The organism is Pseudonocardia broussonetiae, assembly GCF_013155125.1.
GTDB classification, from domain to species: Bacteria; Actinomycetota; Actinomycetes; order Mycobacteriales; family Pseudonocardiaceae; genus Pseudonocardia; species Pseudonocardia broussonetiae.
The window spans coordinates 4,547,193-4,563,641 of the sequence record NZ_CP053564.1 but is presented as its reverse complement, the minus strand read 5'-3'; the positions used below and the strand labels follow the sequence as shown (position 1 = coordinate 4,563,641).

The window sequence follows — 16,449 nt, the reverse complement described above, 5'->3', positions numbered from 1 at the left end:
AGCCCCTACTCCCCCGCCCGCTCCACGAACTCCGGCGGCCGGTGCGCCTGCACCGGCGGCGGCTCGCCCTCGTACCGCTCCACCTGCACGAGGGCGTGCTGGCCGCTGGTGCCCTGCCCGAGGCGGGAGGTGCCGTGGTCGCGCGTCAGGACGTTGGGGTTGCCGTGGGCGCAGAGCCCGGTGTCGCCGACCGGGTCGAACCAGGCGCCCGTGGGCAGCTGCACCACCCCGCGGCGGACGCCGTCGTCGAGGCGGGCGCCGGCCAGGCAGGCGCCGCGGTCGTTGAACAGGCGCACCACGTCGCCGTGGGCGATGCCGCGCTCGGCGGCGTCGTCGGGGTGCATCGTCATGGCCTCCCGGCCGGCGACCTTGTGGCGCCGGCTCTCCGCGCCGGCGTCGAGCTGGCTGTGCAGGCGCCCGCGGGGCTGGTTGGCGATCAGGTGCAGCGGCCACCGCGCGGCGAGCGGGGAGCCGAGCCACTCCTGCGGTTCGAGCCAGGTCGGGTGGCCGGGGCAGTCGTCGTAGCCGAAGCCGGCGATCGTGGCCGAGTACAGCTCGATGCGCCCGCTCGGGGTCTGCAGGGGGTGGGCGTCGGGGTCGGCGCGGAAGCGGTCGAGGAAGGTGCGGTCGGCCGGCGGCGCGGGCAGCGTGAGCAGCGGGGAGGCGAGGAAGTCGTCGAACGCGGGCAGCTCGACGCCCAGGCGCTCGCCGACCGGCCCGGTCCAGGTGTCGTAGAGGTGCCGGACCCACTCGTCCGCGGTGCGCCCCTCCGTGAACTGCTCCCCCACCCCCAGGACGCCGGCCAGCTCGGCCAGCACGGCGTGGTCGTCGCGCGCCTGCCCGACCGGCTCGACGACGCGGTGCATCGGGACCAGGTGGCGGTCGGTGCGCGAGGCGCCGATGTCGAGGCGCTCCAGCGGCGTCGTCACCGGCACGACGATGTCGGCGTGCCTGGCCATGGCCGTCCAGAACGGCTCGTGCACCACCAGCGTGTCGACGGTCGCCAGCGCGCGCCGCAGCCGGTTGAGGTCCTGGTGGTGGTGGAACGGGTTGCCGCCCGCCCAGTAGACGAGGCCGACGTCGGGGTAGCGCAGCGCCTGCCCGTTGAACTCGAACGGCGCACCGGGGTTCAGCAGCATGTCGGCGACGCGCGCGACGGGGATGAACTCCGACACCGGGTTGACGCCCTGCGGCAGCGTCGGGACGCGCACCCCCGCCCCCGGCACGCCGACGTCGGCCATCGACCCGTAGCCGTGGCCGAACCCGCGCCCGGGCAGCCCGATCTGGCCCAGCACCGCGGCCAGAGCCAGCCCCGCCCAGGGCGCCTGCTCCCCGTGCTCGGTGCGCTGCAGCGACCAGGTGACCGTGACGAGCGTGCGCGAGGCCGCCATCCGCCGCGCGAGCGCCCGGATCTCCGCGGCGGGCACGTCGCAGCGCTGCGCTGCCCACTCCGCCGACTTCGCGACGCCGTCGGAGCGGCCCGTCACGTAGGCGGTGAGCTCGTGACCGCCGACGCAGTAGCGCGCCAGGAACGCGGGGTCGTGCCGGTCCTCGCTGATCAGCGTGTGCATCAGCCCGAGCATCATCGCGACGTCGGACGCCGGGCGGACCGGCAGCCACGTCGTGCCCGGGGAGTCGCTGCGCAGCGGGCTGACGGTGACGACGTCGACGCCCTCCTCGACGGCCGCGCGCAGGTGCTCGCCCGCGGTGTGGCGGACCACGCCGCCCGGGTTGACGCCGGTGTTCTTGCGCGGGATGCCGCCGAACGCGACGACGAGCTCGGTGTGCTCGCGGATGACGGGCCAGTCGGTGAGCCCCGACGTCACGTCGACGCCCCGCCCGACGACGTGCGGCATGATCACCGCGGTGGCGCCGTAGCTGTAGTTGCCGACCGCGGAGACGTAGCCGCCCAGGCACGTGAGGAAGCGCTTGAGCTGGCTCTGCGCGTGGTGGAAGCGCCCGGCGCTGGCCCAGCCGTAGGAGCCGCCGAACACCCCGCGCGGGCCGCGCTCGGCGTAGACCCGGCGCAGCTCGCCGGCCAGCAGCGCGATCAGCTCGTCCCACTCGACCTCGACGTAGGGCTCGCGCCCCCGCCCCTCCGACGGCCCCGGCCCGTCGCGCAGCCACCCTTCGCGGACCGCGGGCCGCAGGATCCGCACCTGCGGGTCGACGGCGGACGCGACGTTGCCCAGGATCGGCGACGGGTCGGGGTCGGCCGGGTGCGGCCGCACCTCCAGCCCGCCGTCGACGGTGCGGGCCTCGAAGGCGCCCCAGTGCGAGCTGCTGGTGAGGTACGGGGTCGTGGCGATGTCCGTACTATGTACGGCCGCCCCGAGTCCGGTCAAGGCTTGCCGGAACGGCAACGGACCGTGACGCCGGGCGGCCGGGGCGCGATGCTGGCGACATGAACACGGGTGTCGACTGGGACGAGCGCTACGCCGAGGCGCAGCGGGTGTGGAGCGGGCAGCCGAACGGGGCGCTGGTCGACGAGGTGGGCGGGCTGGCGCCGGGCCGGGTGCTGGACGTGGGCTGCGGCGAGGGCGCGGACGCGGTGTGGCTCGCCGCGCGGGGCTGGGAGGTGACCGCGCTCGACGTCTCGCGGGTCGCGCTCGACCGCGCCGCGCAGCACGCCCGGGAGGCCGGCGTCGACGTGCACTGGCTGCACGCGGGCCTGCTCGACGCCGACCTCCCGCCCGGCGGGTTCGATCTCGTCTCCGCGCAGTACCCGGCGCTGCTGCACACCCCGGGCGACGACCCGGAGCGCGCGCTCCTCGCCGCGGTCGCCCCCGGCGGGACGCTGCTCGTCGTCCACCACGCCGACGTCGACACCGAGCACGCCCGCGCCGCCGGCTTCGACCCCGCCGACTACGTCAGCCCCGCCGACGTCGCCCGGTTCCTCGACGACGGCTGGGCGGTCGAGGTCGACGAGCGCCGCGAGCGGCGCATCGAGGGCGGTGCCGGGGCGCACCACCACGCCGACGTGGTGCTGCGGGCCCGCCGGCTGGGGTAGGGGCCTCAGCGCCGCAGCCCGGTCATGAGCGCGTCGATCGTCGTCGCGTAGCGCTCGGCGCGGTCGGCCACGGGGGCGTGCGCGGTCAGCTCGAGGACGACCATCCCGTGGCCCGTGGCCCACAGGCCGTACGCCGCGGACGCCGGGTCGGTGCGCAGCGGGGAGCGCTCGTGCCAGCGGCGCACGACGTCGACGAACGCGGCGTAGTTCTCGCGCGCGATCGAGCGCACCTCGCCGTGCGGCCGGGACAGCCCGGGCGGGGTGTCGGCGAACATGATCCGGAAGTAGTCCGGGTGCGCGAGCGCCATCTCCCGGTACGCCAGGCACGTGCCACGGACGTCGGCCTCGGGATCGCCGGTCTCCCGGCGGACGCTCTGGGCGGCCCGCAGCCGGTCGTGGCCCTCGGACTGTACGGCGTCGAGCAGACCCTGCTTGTCGCCGAAGTAGTGGTAGACCGACATGGTCGAGCAGCCCGCCTCCGCCGCGATGCGGCGCACGGCGAGCCCGCCGGGGCCCTCGCGGGCGAGCAGCCGGGCCGCGGCGTCGAGGGTGGCCCGCCGCAGGTCCGCGGGCCGCGTCTGGGGCTCCGCGCTCACCCGCCCACCAGGTCGCGCAGCGCGAACTTCTGGATCTTGCCCGATGCCGTCTGAGGGAACGAGTCGACGAACCGCCAGGTCCGCGGCGTCTTGAACGACGCGAGGTGCTGCCGGCAGAACCGCTCGAGCTCCACGCCGTCGACGCTCGCGCCCTCCCGCAGCTGCACGACGGCGGCGACGGTCTCGCCCCACTCCGGGTCCGGCGCGCCCAGCACCGCGGCCCCGGCGACGGCGGGGTGGCTGTGCAGCACGTCCTCGACCTCTCGGGGGTACACGTTCTCGCCGCCGCGGATGATCATGTCCTTGAGCCGGCCCTGGATGCGCAGGTAGCCGTCGGCGTCGAGGCTGCCCAGGTCGCCGGTGCGCAGCCAGCCGTCCTCGAGCGCCGCGCGGGTGGCCTCGGGGGCGTCGAAGTAGCCCGCCATGACGCAGATGCCGCGGGTGCGGATCTCGCCGACCTCGCCGGGCGGCAGCGGGGCGCCCGACGCCGGGTCGGTGATCCGCACCTCGACGTGCGGCAGCGGCCGGCCCACCGTGTGCGCCCACCGCGGGTTCGGGTCGTCGGGGAGGGTGTGGGTGATGTAGGGCGAGGCCTCGGTCTGGCCGTAGCCGATGGTCACCGCCACCCCGAGCGCCTTCTCGGCCCGCGCCACCAGGTCGGGCGCGACGGGCGCGCCGCCGAGGGCGATCAGGCGCCACGCGGAGAGGTCGCGCGCGGCGAGCGACGGGTCGTCGAGCAGGCGAACCAGCATCGTCGGGACGCACAGGACCACCGACCCGCGCCGGGACTCGAACAGGTCGAGGACGTTCTCCGGCTCGAACGCGGGCGGCACGACGTGCGTGCCGCCGGTCTGCAGGGCGCCCAGGGTGGTCAGGCCGCAGCCCGCTGTGTGGAACAGCGGCATCGGGTTGATCCACACGTCGGACTCCCCCGCGCCGAGCGCCTCGGCGAAGACCCGGCCGTTGAGCGCGAGCCCCCGGTGGGTGAGCAGCGTGCCCTTGGGCGAGCCGGTGGTGCCCGACGTGTACTGGACCTGCGCGATGTCGGTCGGCGCGACCGCGGGCAACGCGACGTCCGGGTCACCCGAGTCCAGGAACGCCGCCCAGTCGCCGAGCGACACGACCTCGCGCAGCGCGTCCAGACGCGGGCGCACCTCGTCGACGACGGCCAGGAGGTCGCGCCCGCGGAACTCCGGCTCCACGACGACGCCGCTCGCCCGGGACTGCCCGAGCACGAACCCGACCTCCGGCGCCAGGTAGGCGGGGTTGACCGTCACCAGCGTGAGCCCGGCCAGCGCCGCCCCGAACTCCACGAGCACCCACTCCGGGCTGTTGGACGCCCAGACCGCGACCTTCTCCCCCGGCGCGAACCGCCGCAGCAGCGCCCGGGCCACGCGCTCGGAGTCGGCCAGGACCTCGGCGAAGGTCCACGCGCGGTCCGCGCCCGGGGCGCCGTCGACCAGCGCCGTGCGCTCCGGCCACCGGGCGGCCGCCGTGCGCAGCACCTCGCCGACCGTGTGCTCGGGCGGCGCCTCCGCGGTCGTGCCGGTGTCCTGCTCCATCACGCGTCCTCCGTCGTCCGCCTACCTATAACGCATCGTTATAGACGGGGGGACGACGCAGGGCAAGGGTCAGGCGGACGCCAGCACCGCGTGCGCGTACGGCACCTCGCTCGGCGGTCCCGGGCTGACCCACGACTCGACCGGCGCGTCCGGGCGCAGGGCCGAGACCATCGAGCCGGTCGTGTAGTCGGACGGGCCGGCGCCGCGGACCCGGCAGATCGGGTGCGCGGGGTCGTCGGACGAGGCCAGCGCAGCCTGCAGGTCGGCCAGCGCCGGGCTCCCCGTGCCCACGCGCGCGGCGAGGGCGTCGAGGCGGGCCCGCGAGTCGTGCTCGGCGCCGGGCGGGGCCGGCGTGCCCGCCACCGGGCCGAGCGGGTGGTTGGTGTGCAGTACCCGCGCCGGGTCGGCCGGACGGTGCTCGGCGACGCCGTCGGGCCGCGCCTCGAACGACCGCACCTCCCTCGGCCCGGCGAGCAGGTAGTGCTGGCTCGTCGCGTGCGGCAGGTCGTGGACCAGCCGCACCGCCTCGGCGAGCGTGCGCGCCTGCAGCAGGCGGCGGATCACGAAGGCGACCGGCAGCCCGTCGGGCGCGGCGGGCAGTTGGGGCACGGCGTTGACGCACACGCCGACGCCCGCGGCGTTCACCCCCAGCAGCGCGACGACCCCGGCGACGCTGAACACCAGCGCCGCGGGGACGTCACCGCGCGGGACGACCCGCAGCAGCACCTGGTGGCCGCGGGTGTGCGCGCCCAGGTCCATGTTCTGGCCGATCCACGTCGGGCCGCCCGGCAGCGCGAGCCCGAACCCGGTGCACTTGGCGAGCGTGGCGGCCCTGCCCCGCTGCGCGGGCTCCTCGTCGATCAGCTGCAGCGCGAGCAGCAGGTCGGGATCGACGCCCGCCCCGGCCGCGACGCCCCGGACCTCCTCGGCGAGGTCGGGCACGAGCTCCTCGACCGCCGACCGGAACCCGGTGGCGCCCAGCAGCGCGCGCAGGTGGGCGGGCGGGTCGGCGACGCCCTCGGCGACGAGCACCTGCAGCCACGCGTCGAGGTGGGCCGCGACGCGCGGGGCGAGCGCGGCCCCGTGCGCGACCGGGTCGTCGAGGTCGGTCGGGGCGAACGCGGTCGCGGGCGCGGCCACGTCAGTCGTCGTCCGTGGCGGTCACCAGCACCTCGGCGGGGGCGACGTAGCCGTTGGCGTCGAGGACGTGCCCGGCGGCGCGGGCCGCCGCGACGACCTCGGGTGCCCACTCCAGGCGCGTGCGGCCGTCGCCCTCGTTGACGACGAGCAGCTCGCCCAGGCCCGGGTCGGCGGCCCGGCCCGGCGCGGCGTCGAGCAGCGTGAACGACCGCCAGGCGCCCGCGGGCACCGACAGCGTGTCCAGCGGCCCGAGCTCGACGACCTGCTCGTCGGCCCCGGTGTTGAGGCGCACCGCCCAGCGCCCGGCCTTGGCCGTGAGCACCTGCGTGCCCGGGTGCCGGTGGGTGAGCACGCCCTCGCCGACGCGGGCGCGGAGCCAGGCGAGGTCGAAGCCGTGCGGGTCGTGCAGCCGCGGGGTCGCGCGCCGGTCCTCGCTCATCCCGTAGCCGATCACGAGGCTGAGCTCGGCGCCGCCGCCGGGCAGCCCGGAGCACAGGAACGGCGCGGCGACCCACACGCGGTCGCCCGCGTGCGTGACGCGCGCCCGGAACGCGTCGGCGTCGAGGCGGTCGAGCCGGTCGATCTCGTCCTGCGGCATCGGCGTGACCAGGGCGACGCCGTCGGGCACCCGCTCCCCGCGGACGGTGTCGACGAGCCGGTTGTCGGCGGTGAGGTGCAGCCCGTGCCCGGCCGCCTCGCGCAGCACCGACGGGCCCCAGATGATGCCGCCGGTGTCGTCGCCGCCCAGGACGGTGAGCAGGACGCCCTCGTCGTCGCCGACGTTGGTGAAGCCGCGGAAGATCCACGTGGGCACCGAGACGACGTCGCCGTCGACGCTGCGGTACTCCCCCTGCGTGCCGTCGGCGCCCCAGCGCAGCTGGTAGTCGCCGTCGAAGTTGACGAACACCTCGGCGGTGAAGTGCAGGTGCAGGCTGTTGGTCGTGCCGTGGGGCATGCCGGCCGCACCGAGCTGGAAGCCGTGCGGCTCGCGCAGGTTGACGTACTGGTCGGCGCTCTGCGAGACGCCGGGCCCGATGAACGAGTAGTTGTCCTTGCGGTCCGAGCCCGGGGTGCGGCAGTCGATGAACGCCGCCTTGCACGGGACCCAGTCGGTGCGCCGGATGGTGCGGCGCGCGACCTCACCGGGCGGGACCACGGTCCCGCTGCCGGTCCCGCTGTCGATCGTGGCCGTGTCGGTCACGGCGTCCTCCGCTGCTGTCGGTACTGCCAGTTGGTGGTGCTGCCCGGGGAACGGGCTGCTCAGTAGATGTTGGTGTCGGTGAACACGCCGTCGCCGCGCGCGGCGTTGATCTGCGCGCGCAGGGCGATCTCGTCGTAGACGCGCATCTCGCGGACGATCCGGCCGCGCTGCACGAGGAACTGGGACACGCCCAGCAGCTCCACGGGGCGCCCGGTGAGCGGGCCGAACGCGGGGGTGCCGTGGTAGGTGCCGTTCAGGGTCCACAGCAGGGCGATCCGCAGGCCGGCGTAGCGCTCGTCGACATTGGTCTGCACGTCGCGCACGGCGAACCGGCCGTCCGGGAACGGGGCGACGAGCGAGAGCAGGTCGCGCTGGTAGCCGTCGGGCCGCACGACCGTGGTGTCGCCGACGGTGTGCAGGAACAGGTCGCGCTCCATGAACTCCGGCACCCGGTGCAGGCGCCGCTGGTTCCACACCTCGTCGACGAACTCCAGCACCATCTCGCACTCGGCGCGGTGGTCGTCGGGGCGCGGCCCGCTGTCGCCGACGGCGAGCACGTCGGCGGGCGGGGGCTGCGTCATCGAGCCGCTGTAGCCGCGGAAGAGCTGGCCGCGGGCGACCTCGTCGGGGTCGAGCCCGCGCTGCAGGACGTCGGCGAGCTCGTCGCGGACGACCCACTCCTCGACCATGCGCCCGCGCCGGTAGAGGCAGTTGGCGACGGTGCGCTTGCGGATGCGCCGGCTGCGCCCGTCGATGACGTGCTCGTCGCTGGAGAACACCAGGTGCGAGCTGAGGAACGCGTCGTCGCCCCGGGCCTCCCACACGACGTCCTCGGCCTGCCCGACGTGCTGGGGCGTGCCCGCGATGCGCATCAGGCTGCCCTCGATGACGCCGTCGCGGCCGACGACCGTGCCCAGCCCGCCGTGGACGATCGAGTCGGGCTCGTAGTTGTCGACGATGTAGGAGACGTCGCGCTGCACCCAGATCCGGTCCGTCACTTCCCGGATGAAGTCGTCGGGGTCCGTGTACGGCTTGTACGCGACCGGGTCGAGCGGCATCGCTTGTCCTCTCCTCGCTGACGTGACGAGTCGATTGTATGCGTATGCACTGATGCTCACAAGGCCGCGCGGTCAGGTCCGGGGGGCACCGACCGTGTCGCGGGCCACGTACCGCGTCGGGTACACCGCGTGCACCGGCTCGGCGTCGGGCCGCTCGACCCGGCCGACGAGCAGCCGCGCGGCCTCGCGCGACATCTCGGCGAGGTCGTAGGCGACCGTGCTCAGCCGCACCAGCGCCCAGGCCGAGGTCGGCAGGTCGTCGAAGCCGGCGATCGAGACGTCGCCGGGGACGGCGGCGCCGATCTCCTTGGCCGCGTTGAGCGCCCCCAGCGCGACGACGTCGTTGCCGCACAGCACCAGCGTCGGCGGGTCGTCGCGGTCGAGCAGGGTGCGCATCCCGTCGTGGCCGGTGCGGAAGTCGAACGGGCCGTGCAGCACGTCGCGGTGGGCGAGGCCGATGCCGTTCTCGTCGAGCACCGCCCGCACGACCTGCTCGCGCTGCTCGCCGGTGCTGGTGTTGCGCGGCCCGAACACGGCGCCGATCCGCCGGTGACCGCGGCCGATGACGTCGGCGAGCAGCTCACGGACGCCCTGCTCGGGGTCGACGGTCACCGAGTCGGCCGCGACGCTCGGCGCCGTGCGGTTGAAGTAGACGAACGGCACGCCGCGGTCGCGCAGGCGCGCCGGCAGGATCGAGTCGACGGTGGTGGTCGCGAGCACCACCCCGCACAGTCCGTGCGCCACCACGTGCTCGGCGACCGGGCCGCTGTCGGAGGACTCGGTGATGAGCACCAGCTCGTGGCCCAGGCGCTCCAGCTCGTGGTGCAGCGGCGCGATGACGTGGGCGTAGAACTGGTTGTCGAGGTCGGTGACGACGAGCCCCACCCGGGTGGAGCGACCCACCGACAGCGCGCGGCCGATGGCGCTGGGCGAGTAGCCCAGCGCGCTGGCGGCGTCGCGCACGCGCTGCTTGGTGGCCTCCGAGACCTTCGGGTCGTCGCGCAGCGCGCGGGAGACCGTCGGCTGGGAGACGCCCGCGAGCCTCGCGACGTCCCGACTGGTGATCATCCCGTGCCTCCGATGCCCGCTTGACAGTACCCGCACCGCCCAGCTTCACTCACCAGCATACGTATGCCGACAAGCGATGTGGAGGCCACGGTGGACCGACGTCCGACAGCGGGGTGGGCCGCATGAGCGCGGCCGGGCGCACCGCGGTGGTGACCGGCGGCGGCAACGGCCTGGGCGCGGCGATCGCCGCGCACCTCGTGGCCGACGGGGCCCGCGTCGTGCTGGTCGGGCGCCGCGCCGGGCCGCTGGAGGCCACGGCGCGGCACCTGGGCGACGCCGCCCGCGCCGAGGTCTGCGACGTCGCCGACCCGGACGCCGTGGCGGCGCTGGCGCAGCGGCTGGCCGGCGAGGAGGTCTCGGTCCTGGTCAACAACGCCGGGATCGCCGGTCCGGTCGCCCCGCTCACCGAGATCGCCCCCGACGAGTGGGACGAGGTGTTCGCGGTGAACGTCCGCGGCGTCTTCCTCATGTGCCGGGCGTTCCTGCCGGGCATGGTCGCGCGCGGCGCGGGCGACGTCGTCAACATCGCCTCGGTGTCGGGCAAGCGGCCGCTGGTCCGGCGCACGCCGTACTGCGCGTCGAAGATGGCCGTGATCGGCCTGACCTCCACGCTCGCCTTCGAGGTCGGCGAGGCCGGCGTGCGGGTGAACGCGGTCTCCCCCGGCCCCGTCGAGGGCGACCGGATGGACCGCAACTTCCGGCTGGAGGCCGAGCGCACCGGCGGCACCAGCGAGGACGCGCGCGCGGCGTTCGTCGGGCGAGCGGCGCTGGGCCGGATGGTCACCGCCGACGAGGTCGGCCGGGCCGTGCTCGCCGTGCTCGGGATGCCCGGGCTCACCGGCGCCGACCTCGACCTGTCCGGCGGGATGGTCGCGTGAGCACCCCGCCGTCCCCGGCCCGGCCCTCGCTGCGGGCGCGGCTGCGCGCCGGCGAGCGGGTGTCCGGCGCGCTCGTGCGGATGCCGTGCGAGGAGGTCGTCGAGATGCTGGCCGTCGCCGGGCTGGACTTCGTGCTGGTCGACTGCGAGCACGGCCCCGCCGACGTCCTGGCGCTGCGCCACCACCTCGCCCTGGCCGACGCGCACGGGATGGCGGTACTCGTGCGCCCCGGCGAGGGCGAGCACGTCCTCGCGCAGCGCGCTCTCGACCAGGGCGCGCAGGGCGTCGTCGCCCCGCACGTCGAGTCGGCCGCCGACGCCGAGGCGCTGGTGCGCGCGCTGCGCTACCCGCCGCGTGGCGCCCGCGGGTTCGCCACCTACTCCCGCGCGGGCCGGTTCGGCACCGTCACGGCGGACGCGCACCGCGCCGCGGCCGACGAGCGCACGCTGGTGATCGCCATGCTGGAGTCGCCCGCGGCGATCCGCGACGCCGGCGCGATCCTGGCCGTCGACGGGATCGACGGCTACCTCGTGGGCGTCGCCGACCTCGGCGCCTCCCGCTCCCCCGACGACCCCTCTGTCGCCGAGCTCCTCGCCGCGGTGCGCACCGACCCGGCCACGGCCGGCGCGGTGCGCTGCGACCTGGCGCTCGGCGACACCGCCGCGGCGCTGGCCGACGGGGCGCAGGTCGTGGTGCACAACCTCACCCACGTGATGATGCAGGCGTTCCGGGGGCTGCGGGCCTGACGCCCGGCTCCCCCGCCCACCACCGCTCCAGCGCGGAGGCCACCCGGTCGGGCGCCTCCAGCGGCGAGAGGTGCCCGACGCCGTCGAGCACCTCCAGCCGCGCCCCCGGCACCAGCGCCGCGATCTCCTCGTGCCGGTCGAGCGGGCAGAGCCGGTCCTGCCGCGCGGCGAGCACCAGCGTCGGCACCGCCACCCGGGCCAGCGCCGGGCGCTCGTCGACGCGCGTGGCCTGGGCGGCGAGCTGGTGGTCGAGCACCTGCGCACCGACGTCGTCGGCCATCGCCAGCGCGGGCCCGGCGCACGACGGGTCGTGCAGCAGCACCGGCAGCAGCTCGGCCTGCAGGTCGCGCGCGGTGGCGCCGCCGGCCAGCGCCGCCCGCTGCGCGGCCCAGGCGGCGCGCTGCGCGGGCAGCGGGGGCCGGGCGTTCGTCGAGAGCAGCGCCAGGCGCACGACCCGCTCCGGGGCGCGCCGCACGAGCGCCATCGCCACGATGCCGCCGAGGCTCAGCCCGGAGAGGGCGAACCGCGGCGGCAGGGCGTCGAGGAGGGCGTCGACGCACCCGTCGATCGTCGGCCGGTCCGGCGTCGCGTCGAGGACGGGGCCGGGACCGAGCCGGTCCCGCACGCCCGCCCACAGCCGCGGCGAGCACCCCATCCCGCCCAGGAGCACCAGGGGCACGCTCACCCCTTGACCGACCCCGCGTTCAGCCCGGCCACGAGGTAGCGCTGGGCGATGAAGGCGAACGCGACGACCGGCAGCGTCAGCAGCATCGCGGCGGCGCCGGCCTGCTGCAGCATCGGCAGGGTCTGCCCCAGCTGCGTGGCGATGAAGACCGGGACCGTGCGGGCCGAGACGTCGGTGAGGATGTTGGCCGTCAGGTACTCCTGGAACGCGAACAGGAAGATGAAGATCCCCGCCGTCAGGATGCCCGGCCCCATCAGCGGCACCATCACGCGGCGCAGCGTCTGGAAGCGGGTGCAGCCGTCGAGCATCGCGGCCTCGTCGAGCTCCTTGGGGATCTCGGCGAAGAAGTTGCGCAGCAGCCAGATGCTGAACGGCTGGTTGATCGCCACGAGGGCCGCCGCCACGGCGAACGTCGTGTCGTAGACGCCCAGCGCGCGGGAGATGTCGTACATCGGCAGCACGACGGAGAACCGCGGCAGGGCCCGGAACACCAGCGCCGCGATGAGCAGCACCGCGCTGATCCAGCCGGGGTAGCGCGACAGCGCGTAGGCCGCGGGGATCCCGATCACCAGCGCCGCGATCGTGCTCAGCACGGCGACGACGAGGGTGTTGATCAGGTACTTGTAGAACTGGGTGGTCTGCCAGAGGTCGACGAACGAGGTCAGCGTCGGCTCGTAGAAGAACTGCGGCGGGTTGAGGAAGGCGACGTCGGTCGGCTTGGTGACGGTCGCCGCGGTCCACAGCACCGGGCTGAGCATCGCCAGGCAGATCAGCACCAGGGCGCCGCCGACGAGCAGGGAGGCGCGGCCGTACTTGCGCGGCCGCCGGGACGGGGTGACGGGCTCCGGACGGACCGTGCCGCTCTCGGACTTCTCGAGGATGCTCATGCCTGCCGGGCCTCCCGGGCGACGTCGCGGATGAAGGGGAACAGCAGCAGGCCGATGAGCAGGATCAGCAGGACGTTGACCGCGCTGCCGAGCCCGAGCTGCTGCCCGCCGTCCTGGAAGGCGATGTTGTAGATGTAGAGCATGATCGACTCGTTGCCGATCTGGACCGCCTGCGGCGAGAGCGGGATGAGCTGGTCGAACGTCCGCAGGATGTCCATGATCGAGATGATCGCGACGAACCCGAGCACGCCGCGGATGTTCGGGATGATCACGCTCCAGTGCGTGCGCACCGGCCCCGCGCCGTCGATCTTCGCCGCCTCGATGACCTCCGTGGACACGCCCTGCAGGCCGGCGATGATCACGAGCATGGAGAACGGCAGCATGAACCAGATCGTGTTCAGCCAGACCATCACCCGGTTCGGCCAGGGGTCGGTGAACCAGAGCACCTCCCGGCCGGTCACGAGCGTGACGACCTGGTTGACGACGCCGCCGAAGTTCGCGTCGAACAGCCAGGAGAACATCGTCGCGCCCACCACGTGCGGCACCACGTAGGAGACCAGCAGGATGCCGAGCACCCATGGCTTGGCCCGGCCGAGCCGGTTGACCATCACGGCGAGCAGGTAGCCGCCCACCAGCAGCGCGGCGACGACGGCCGCGGTGAGCCCGAGGGTGAACAGCACCGCCTGCCCCAGCCGCGGGTCGGTGAGCGCCTCACCGTAGTTGTCCAGCCCGACGAACTCGCCGGGCTCGCCGTAGTCGACGCGCTCGAAGCTCCACTCGACGGTGCGGTAGAGGGGCAGCAGGAGCAGCCCACCCATCACCAGCACGCTGGGGGCCACGAACGCCAGGAACTCTCGCCGTCGCACTGCTCACCTCGCTGACCGGTCGGGGCGGCCGCCCGGGTTCCCCCGGGCGGCCGCGGGGTGTCACTACTGGGCGGGGTACTCGGCCAGGATCTCGGTGGCGATCTGCTGCATCTGCGCGAGGCCGTCGGGCACGGGCGTGTTGCCCAGGACGACGTCGGCCACCACGGTGCGGGTGTCGTTGGCGATCCGCGAGGTCCACGGGAACGGCTCGGCGGGCGGGGCCTGGCCGATCGACTCCAGCGCGGCGGCCGCGTACGGGCTGCTGTCCGCGGTGACGATGCCCTCGCGGGCCGGGAACGCCGCGGGCACCGAGGCGCGGGACGCGTCCTCGCCCACCGCGGAGGCGATCATCTCGAACAGCAGCGCGGGGTCGGCGGCGGCGTTGGCCGGGATCGACCAGCCGTCGACGGACAGCGAGTTGTAGAGCACGTCCCCCCCGCCCACCGAGGGCGGCGGAGCGAAGGCGAACTGCTCGGCGAACCGGCTGTTCGTCGGCTGCGACAGGTCGTTCATCCGTCCGGAGAACATGATCGCCATGGCGGCCGAGCCGTTGTACATCTGCTGCTGGACGCGCGGCTGGTCGAACGTGGTGACCTGCGGGTCCATGAACGGGACGAGCGAGCGGAGCTCCTCGAACGCGGTGGCCGCCTCGGGCTTGTCGAAGTTCGGGGTGCGCGTCTCCGCGTTCACGTAGTCGACGCCCAGCGAGCCGAGCGCGGCGTCGTAGGCGGTGGAGATGTCGGCGCTCGCGAGGAGCGGCAGCGCGATCGGGTAGGGGATCTCCCCGGCCTGCTGGATCGCGGTGGCGGCGTCGCGCATCTCGGCGAACGTGGTCGGGGGCTGCAGTCCGAGGCCGTCGAAGACGTCCTTGCGGTAGGCCATCACGTACATCTGCGCCTGCATCGGCAGCCCGTAGAGCTTGCCGTCGTAGGACATCGCCTGGCGCATCGCCGGGTCGAGGCCGTCGAGCCCGTACTCCTGGCCGAACTGGGCGACGAAGTCGTCGAGCGGCGCGAGCTTGTCCTCCGCGGCCAGCGTCGGGAGGATGAACCCGTAGGTCTCGACGATGTCGTAGGTGCCGGTCTCGCCGGCGAGCGTGGCGGTGGTCTTCTGCACCTGGCCCGCGAAGTCGATCGGCTCGTGGTTGACCGTGATCTGGTCGGTGGTGCAGCTCGCGACCATCGTGTTGGTGAAGGGGTCGATGGCCGAGGAGTTGTAGGCCAGCACGTTGACCGTGACCGGCTGGGGCGGCGCGGGGACGTCGCACGCGACCTCGGTCGCGGTCGAGGCCGCGGTGCGCGACCCCGCCCCGCAGGCGGACAGCGCTACGGCGGCGGTCATCGCGACGGCGAGGACCTGCCAACGGGATCTGGGCATCACGGCTCCTGCTGGGTGTGGTGGACGGACATATACGTATGCATCACTGGGAGCGGGGGGCGACCGCATCGAGGCGGAGCTGCGCGCTGTCGCGGTGGCCGACGAGGCCCTCCGCGTCCGAGACGACGACCGTCGGGCCGGCCTGCGAGACCGTCGACTCCCGCGTCGCGCGCTGGTGCGTGAGCTGCTTGAGGAAGCCCGCGACCGACAGACCCCCGGTGTACCGGGCGCCGCGGACGGTGGGCAGGACGTGGTTGGTGCCGGACATGCCCTTGTCGGCGTAGGCGACCGTCGACCAGGTGCCGAGGAACAGCGAGCCGTAGTTGCGCAGCGCGCCGAGCCACCAGTCGAGGTCGTCGGCGAGCACCTCGAGGTGCTCGGGGGCGAGCAGGTTCATCACCTCGGCCGCGGCGGCGCGGTCGGGCACGACGTAGACCGACCCGTGGTCGCGCCACGCGGCGCCCGCGATCTCCGCGGTGGCCAGCCCGGCCAGCTGCTTCTCCACCTGGCGCACGACCTCGTGGGCGAGCCGCTCGGACGTGGTGACCAGGCTCGCGGGCGAGGTGGGGCCGTGCTCGGCCTGGGCCAGCAGGTCGGCGGCGACGATCGCGGCGTCGGCGGTGTCGTCGGCGATGACCGCGACCTCGGACGGGCCGGCGAGCACGTCGATGCCGACGCGGCCGAACAGCTGCCGCTTGGCCTCGGCGACGTAGGCGTTGCCCGCGCCGACGACCATGTCGGCGGGCCGCCCGTCGAGCAGGCCGAACGCCATCGCGGCCAGCGCCTGCACCCCGCCGACGGCGTAGACGGCGTCGGCGCCGGTGATGTGCGCGGAGTACAGGACCGCCGGGTGCGCGCGCCCCTCGAACGACGGCGGGGTGGCCGCCACGACGTGCGGGACGCCGGCGGCCTTCGCCACGCCGACCGTCATGAACGCCCCGGCCAGCAGCGGGAAGCGGCCGGCGGGCAGGTAGGCGCCCACGGCGTCGACCGGGACGAAGCGCTGCCCGCAGACGACGCCGGGCACGACCTCCTCCTCGAAGTCGACGAGGCGCTCGCGCTGCATCACCGCGAACCGGCGTGAGCGGTCGGCGCCGGTGTCGAGCGCCTCGCGCAGGTCGGCGGGCAGGCCGTCCCCGGCGCGGGCGAGCTCGGCGGCGGACACCTCGAGCGAGCTGCCGGTGAACCCGTCGAGCTCGCGGGCGTAGTGCAGGACCGCGTCCACGCCCTCGCGCTCGATGCGCGAGAGCATGGACGACACCGTCGCGGTGACCGCCTCGTCGCGCCTCGCGGACCCGTCCGCCCCGGTCGGCTCCTTGACGACGGTCAGGGCGTCGCCGAAGCCGTTCTTCTCGGCAGGAGTGAGATGCATACG

Annotated in this window: 15 protein-coding genes; 3 read left to right on the top strand and 12 right to left on the bottom strand. The window is 74.6% G+C overall.

Annotated features, from left to right (window positions below; genetic code table 11):
* Positions 1-5: 5 nt before the first annotated feature.
* Positions 6-2,345 (bottom strand): molybdopterin-dependent oxidoreductase, encoded by a 2,340-nt coding sequence (locus HOP40_RS22325; protein ID WP_240157208.1) that lies wholly within the window; start codon positions 2,343-2,345, stop codon positions 6-8.
* Positions 2,346-2,404: 59 nt separating this feature from the next.
* Between HOP40_RS22325 and HOP40_RS22320 the strand changes: the two genes are divergently transcribed.
* Complete coding sequence (locus HOP40_RS22320) at positions 2,405-3,010, top strand: class I SAM-dependent methyltransferase (RefSeq protein WP_172161651.1); 606 nt, start codon at positions 2,405-2,407, stop codon at positions 3,008-3,010.
* 5 nt (positions 3,011-3,015) lie between these two features.
* On the opposite strand, the gene HOP40_RS22315 is transcribed toward HOP40_RS22320, so the two are convergent.
* The 6 genes from HOP40_RS22315 to HOP40_RS22290 form a co-directional block, all read right to left on the bottom strand.
* Positions 3,016-3,606: a TetR/AcrR family transcriptional regulator gene (locus tag HOP40_RS22315; RefSeq protein WP_172161649.1), complete on the bottom strand. Its 591-nt coding sequence runs from the start codon at positions 3,604-3,606 to the stop codon at positions 3,016-3,018.
* Entirely contained in the window at positions 3,603-5,168 is a 1,566-nt protein-coding gene (locus HOP40_RS22310; protein ID WP_172161647.1) for a class I adenylate-forming enzyme family protein, read from the bottom strand. The genes HOP40_RS22315 and HOP40_RS22310 overlap by 4 nt, the downstream gene beginning before the upstream one ends.
* A gap of 69 nt (positions 5,169-5,237) precedes the next feature.
* Complete coding sequence (locus tag HOP40_RS22305; protein WP_172161645.1) at positions 5,238-6,308, bottom strand: C45 family autoproteolytic acyltransferase/hydrolase; 1,071 nt, start codon at positions 6,306-6,308, stop codon at positions 5,238-5,240.
* 1 nt (position 6,309) lies between these two features.
* Complete coding sequence (locus HOP40_RS22300) at positions 6,310-7,509, bottom strand: cupin domain-containing protein (RefSeq protein ID WP_240157207.1); 1,200 nt, start codon at positions 7,507-7,509, stop codon at positions 6,310-6,312.
* Positions 7,510-7,568: 59 nt separating this feature from the next.
* Positions 7,569-8,567 (bottom strand): nuclear transport factor 2 family protein, encoded by a 999-nt coding sequence (locus HOP40_RS22295; protein ID WP_172161643.1) that lies wholly within the window; start codon positions 8,565-8,567, stop codon positions 7,569-7,571.
* Positions 8,568-8,639: 72 nt separating this feature from the next.
* Positions 8,640-9,635: a LacI family DNA-binding transcriptional regulator gene (locus HOP40_RS22290; protein WP_172161641.1), complete on the bottom strand. Its 996-nt coding sequence runs from the start codon at positions 9,633-9,635 to the stop codon at positions 8,640-8,642.
* Between the two features lie 122 nt (positions 9,636-9,757).
* On the opposite strand from HOP40_RS22290, the gene HOP40_RS22285 reads away from it, so the two are divergent.
* Both HOP40_RS22285 and HOP40_RS22280 read left to right on the top strand, forming a co-directional pair.
* Positions 9,758-10,513 (top strand): SDR family NAD(P)-dependent oxidoreductase, encoded by a 756-nt coding sequence (locus tag HOP40_RS22285; RefSeq protein ID WP_172161639.1) that lies wholly within the window; start codon positions 9,758-9,760, stop codon positions 10,511-10,513.
* On the top strand, positions 10,510-11,259 hold the full coding sequence (locus HOP40_RS22280) for an HpcH/HpaI aldolase family protein (RefSeq protein ID WP_205346868.1): 750 nt from the start codon (positions 10,510-10,512) through the stop codon (positions 11,257-11,259). The genes HOP40_RS22285 and HOP40_RS22280 overlap by 4 nt, the downstream gene beginning before the upstream one ends.
* On the opposite strand, the gene HOP40_RS22275 is transcribed toward HOP40_RS22280, so the two are convergent.
* From HOP40_RS22275 to hisD, 5 genes are all read right to left on the bottom strand, one after another.
* On the bottom strand, positions 11,216-11,938 hold the full coding sequence (locus HOP40_RS22275) for an alpha/beta fold hydrolase (protein WP_172161637.1): 723 nt from the start codon (positions 11,936-11,938) through the stop codon (positions 11,216-11,218). The two genes, HOP40_RS22280 and HOP40_RS22275, sit on opposite strands and share 44 nt — an antisense overlap.
* 2 nt (positions 11,939-11,940) lie before the next feature.
* Positions 11,941-12,831: a carbohydrate ABC transporter permease gene (locus HOP40_RS22270; RefSeq protein WP_172161635.1), complete on the bottom strand. Its 891-nt coding sequence runs from the start codon at positions 12,829-12,831 to the stop codon at positions 11,941-11,943.
* Positions 12,828-13,697, bottom strand: a complete 870-nt coding sequence (locus HOP40_RS22265) for a carbohydrate ABC transporter permease (RefSeq protein ID WP_172161633.1) — start codon at positions 13,695-13,697, stop codon at positions 12,828-12,830. The genes HOP40_RS22270 and HOP40_RS22265 overlap by 4 nt, the downstream gene beginning before the upstream one ends.
* 63 nt (positions 13,698-13,760) lie before the next feature.
* Positions 13,761-15,074 (bottom strand): ABC transporter substrate-binding protein, encoded by a 1,314-nt coding sequence (locus tag HOP40_RS22260; protein ID WP_172161631.1) that lies wholly within the window; start codon positions 15,072-15,074, stop codon positions 13,761-13,763.
* A 43-nt stretch (positions 15,075-15,117) separates the two neighbouring features.
* On the bottom strand, positions 15,118-16,446 hold the full coding sequence (gene hisD, locus HOP40_RS22255; RefSeq protein ID WP_172161629.1) for a histidinol dehydrogenase: 1,329 nt from the start codon (positions 16,444-16,446) through the stop codon (positions 15,118-15,120).
* Positions 16,447-16,449 lie beyond the last annotated feature (3 nt).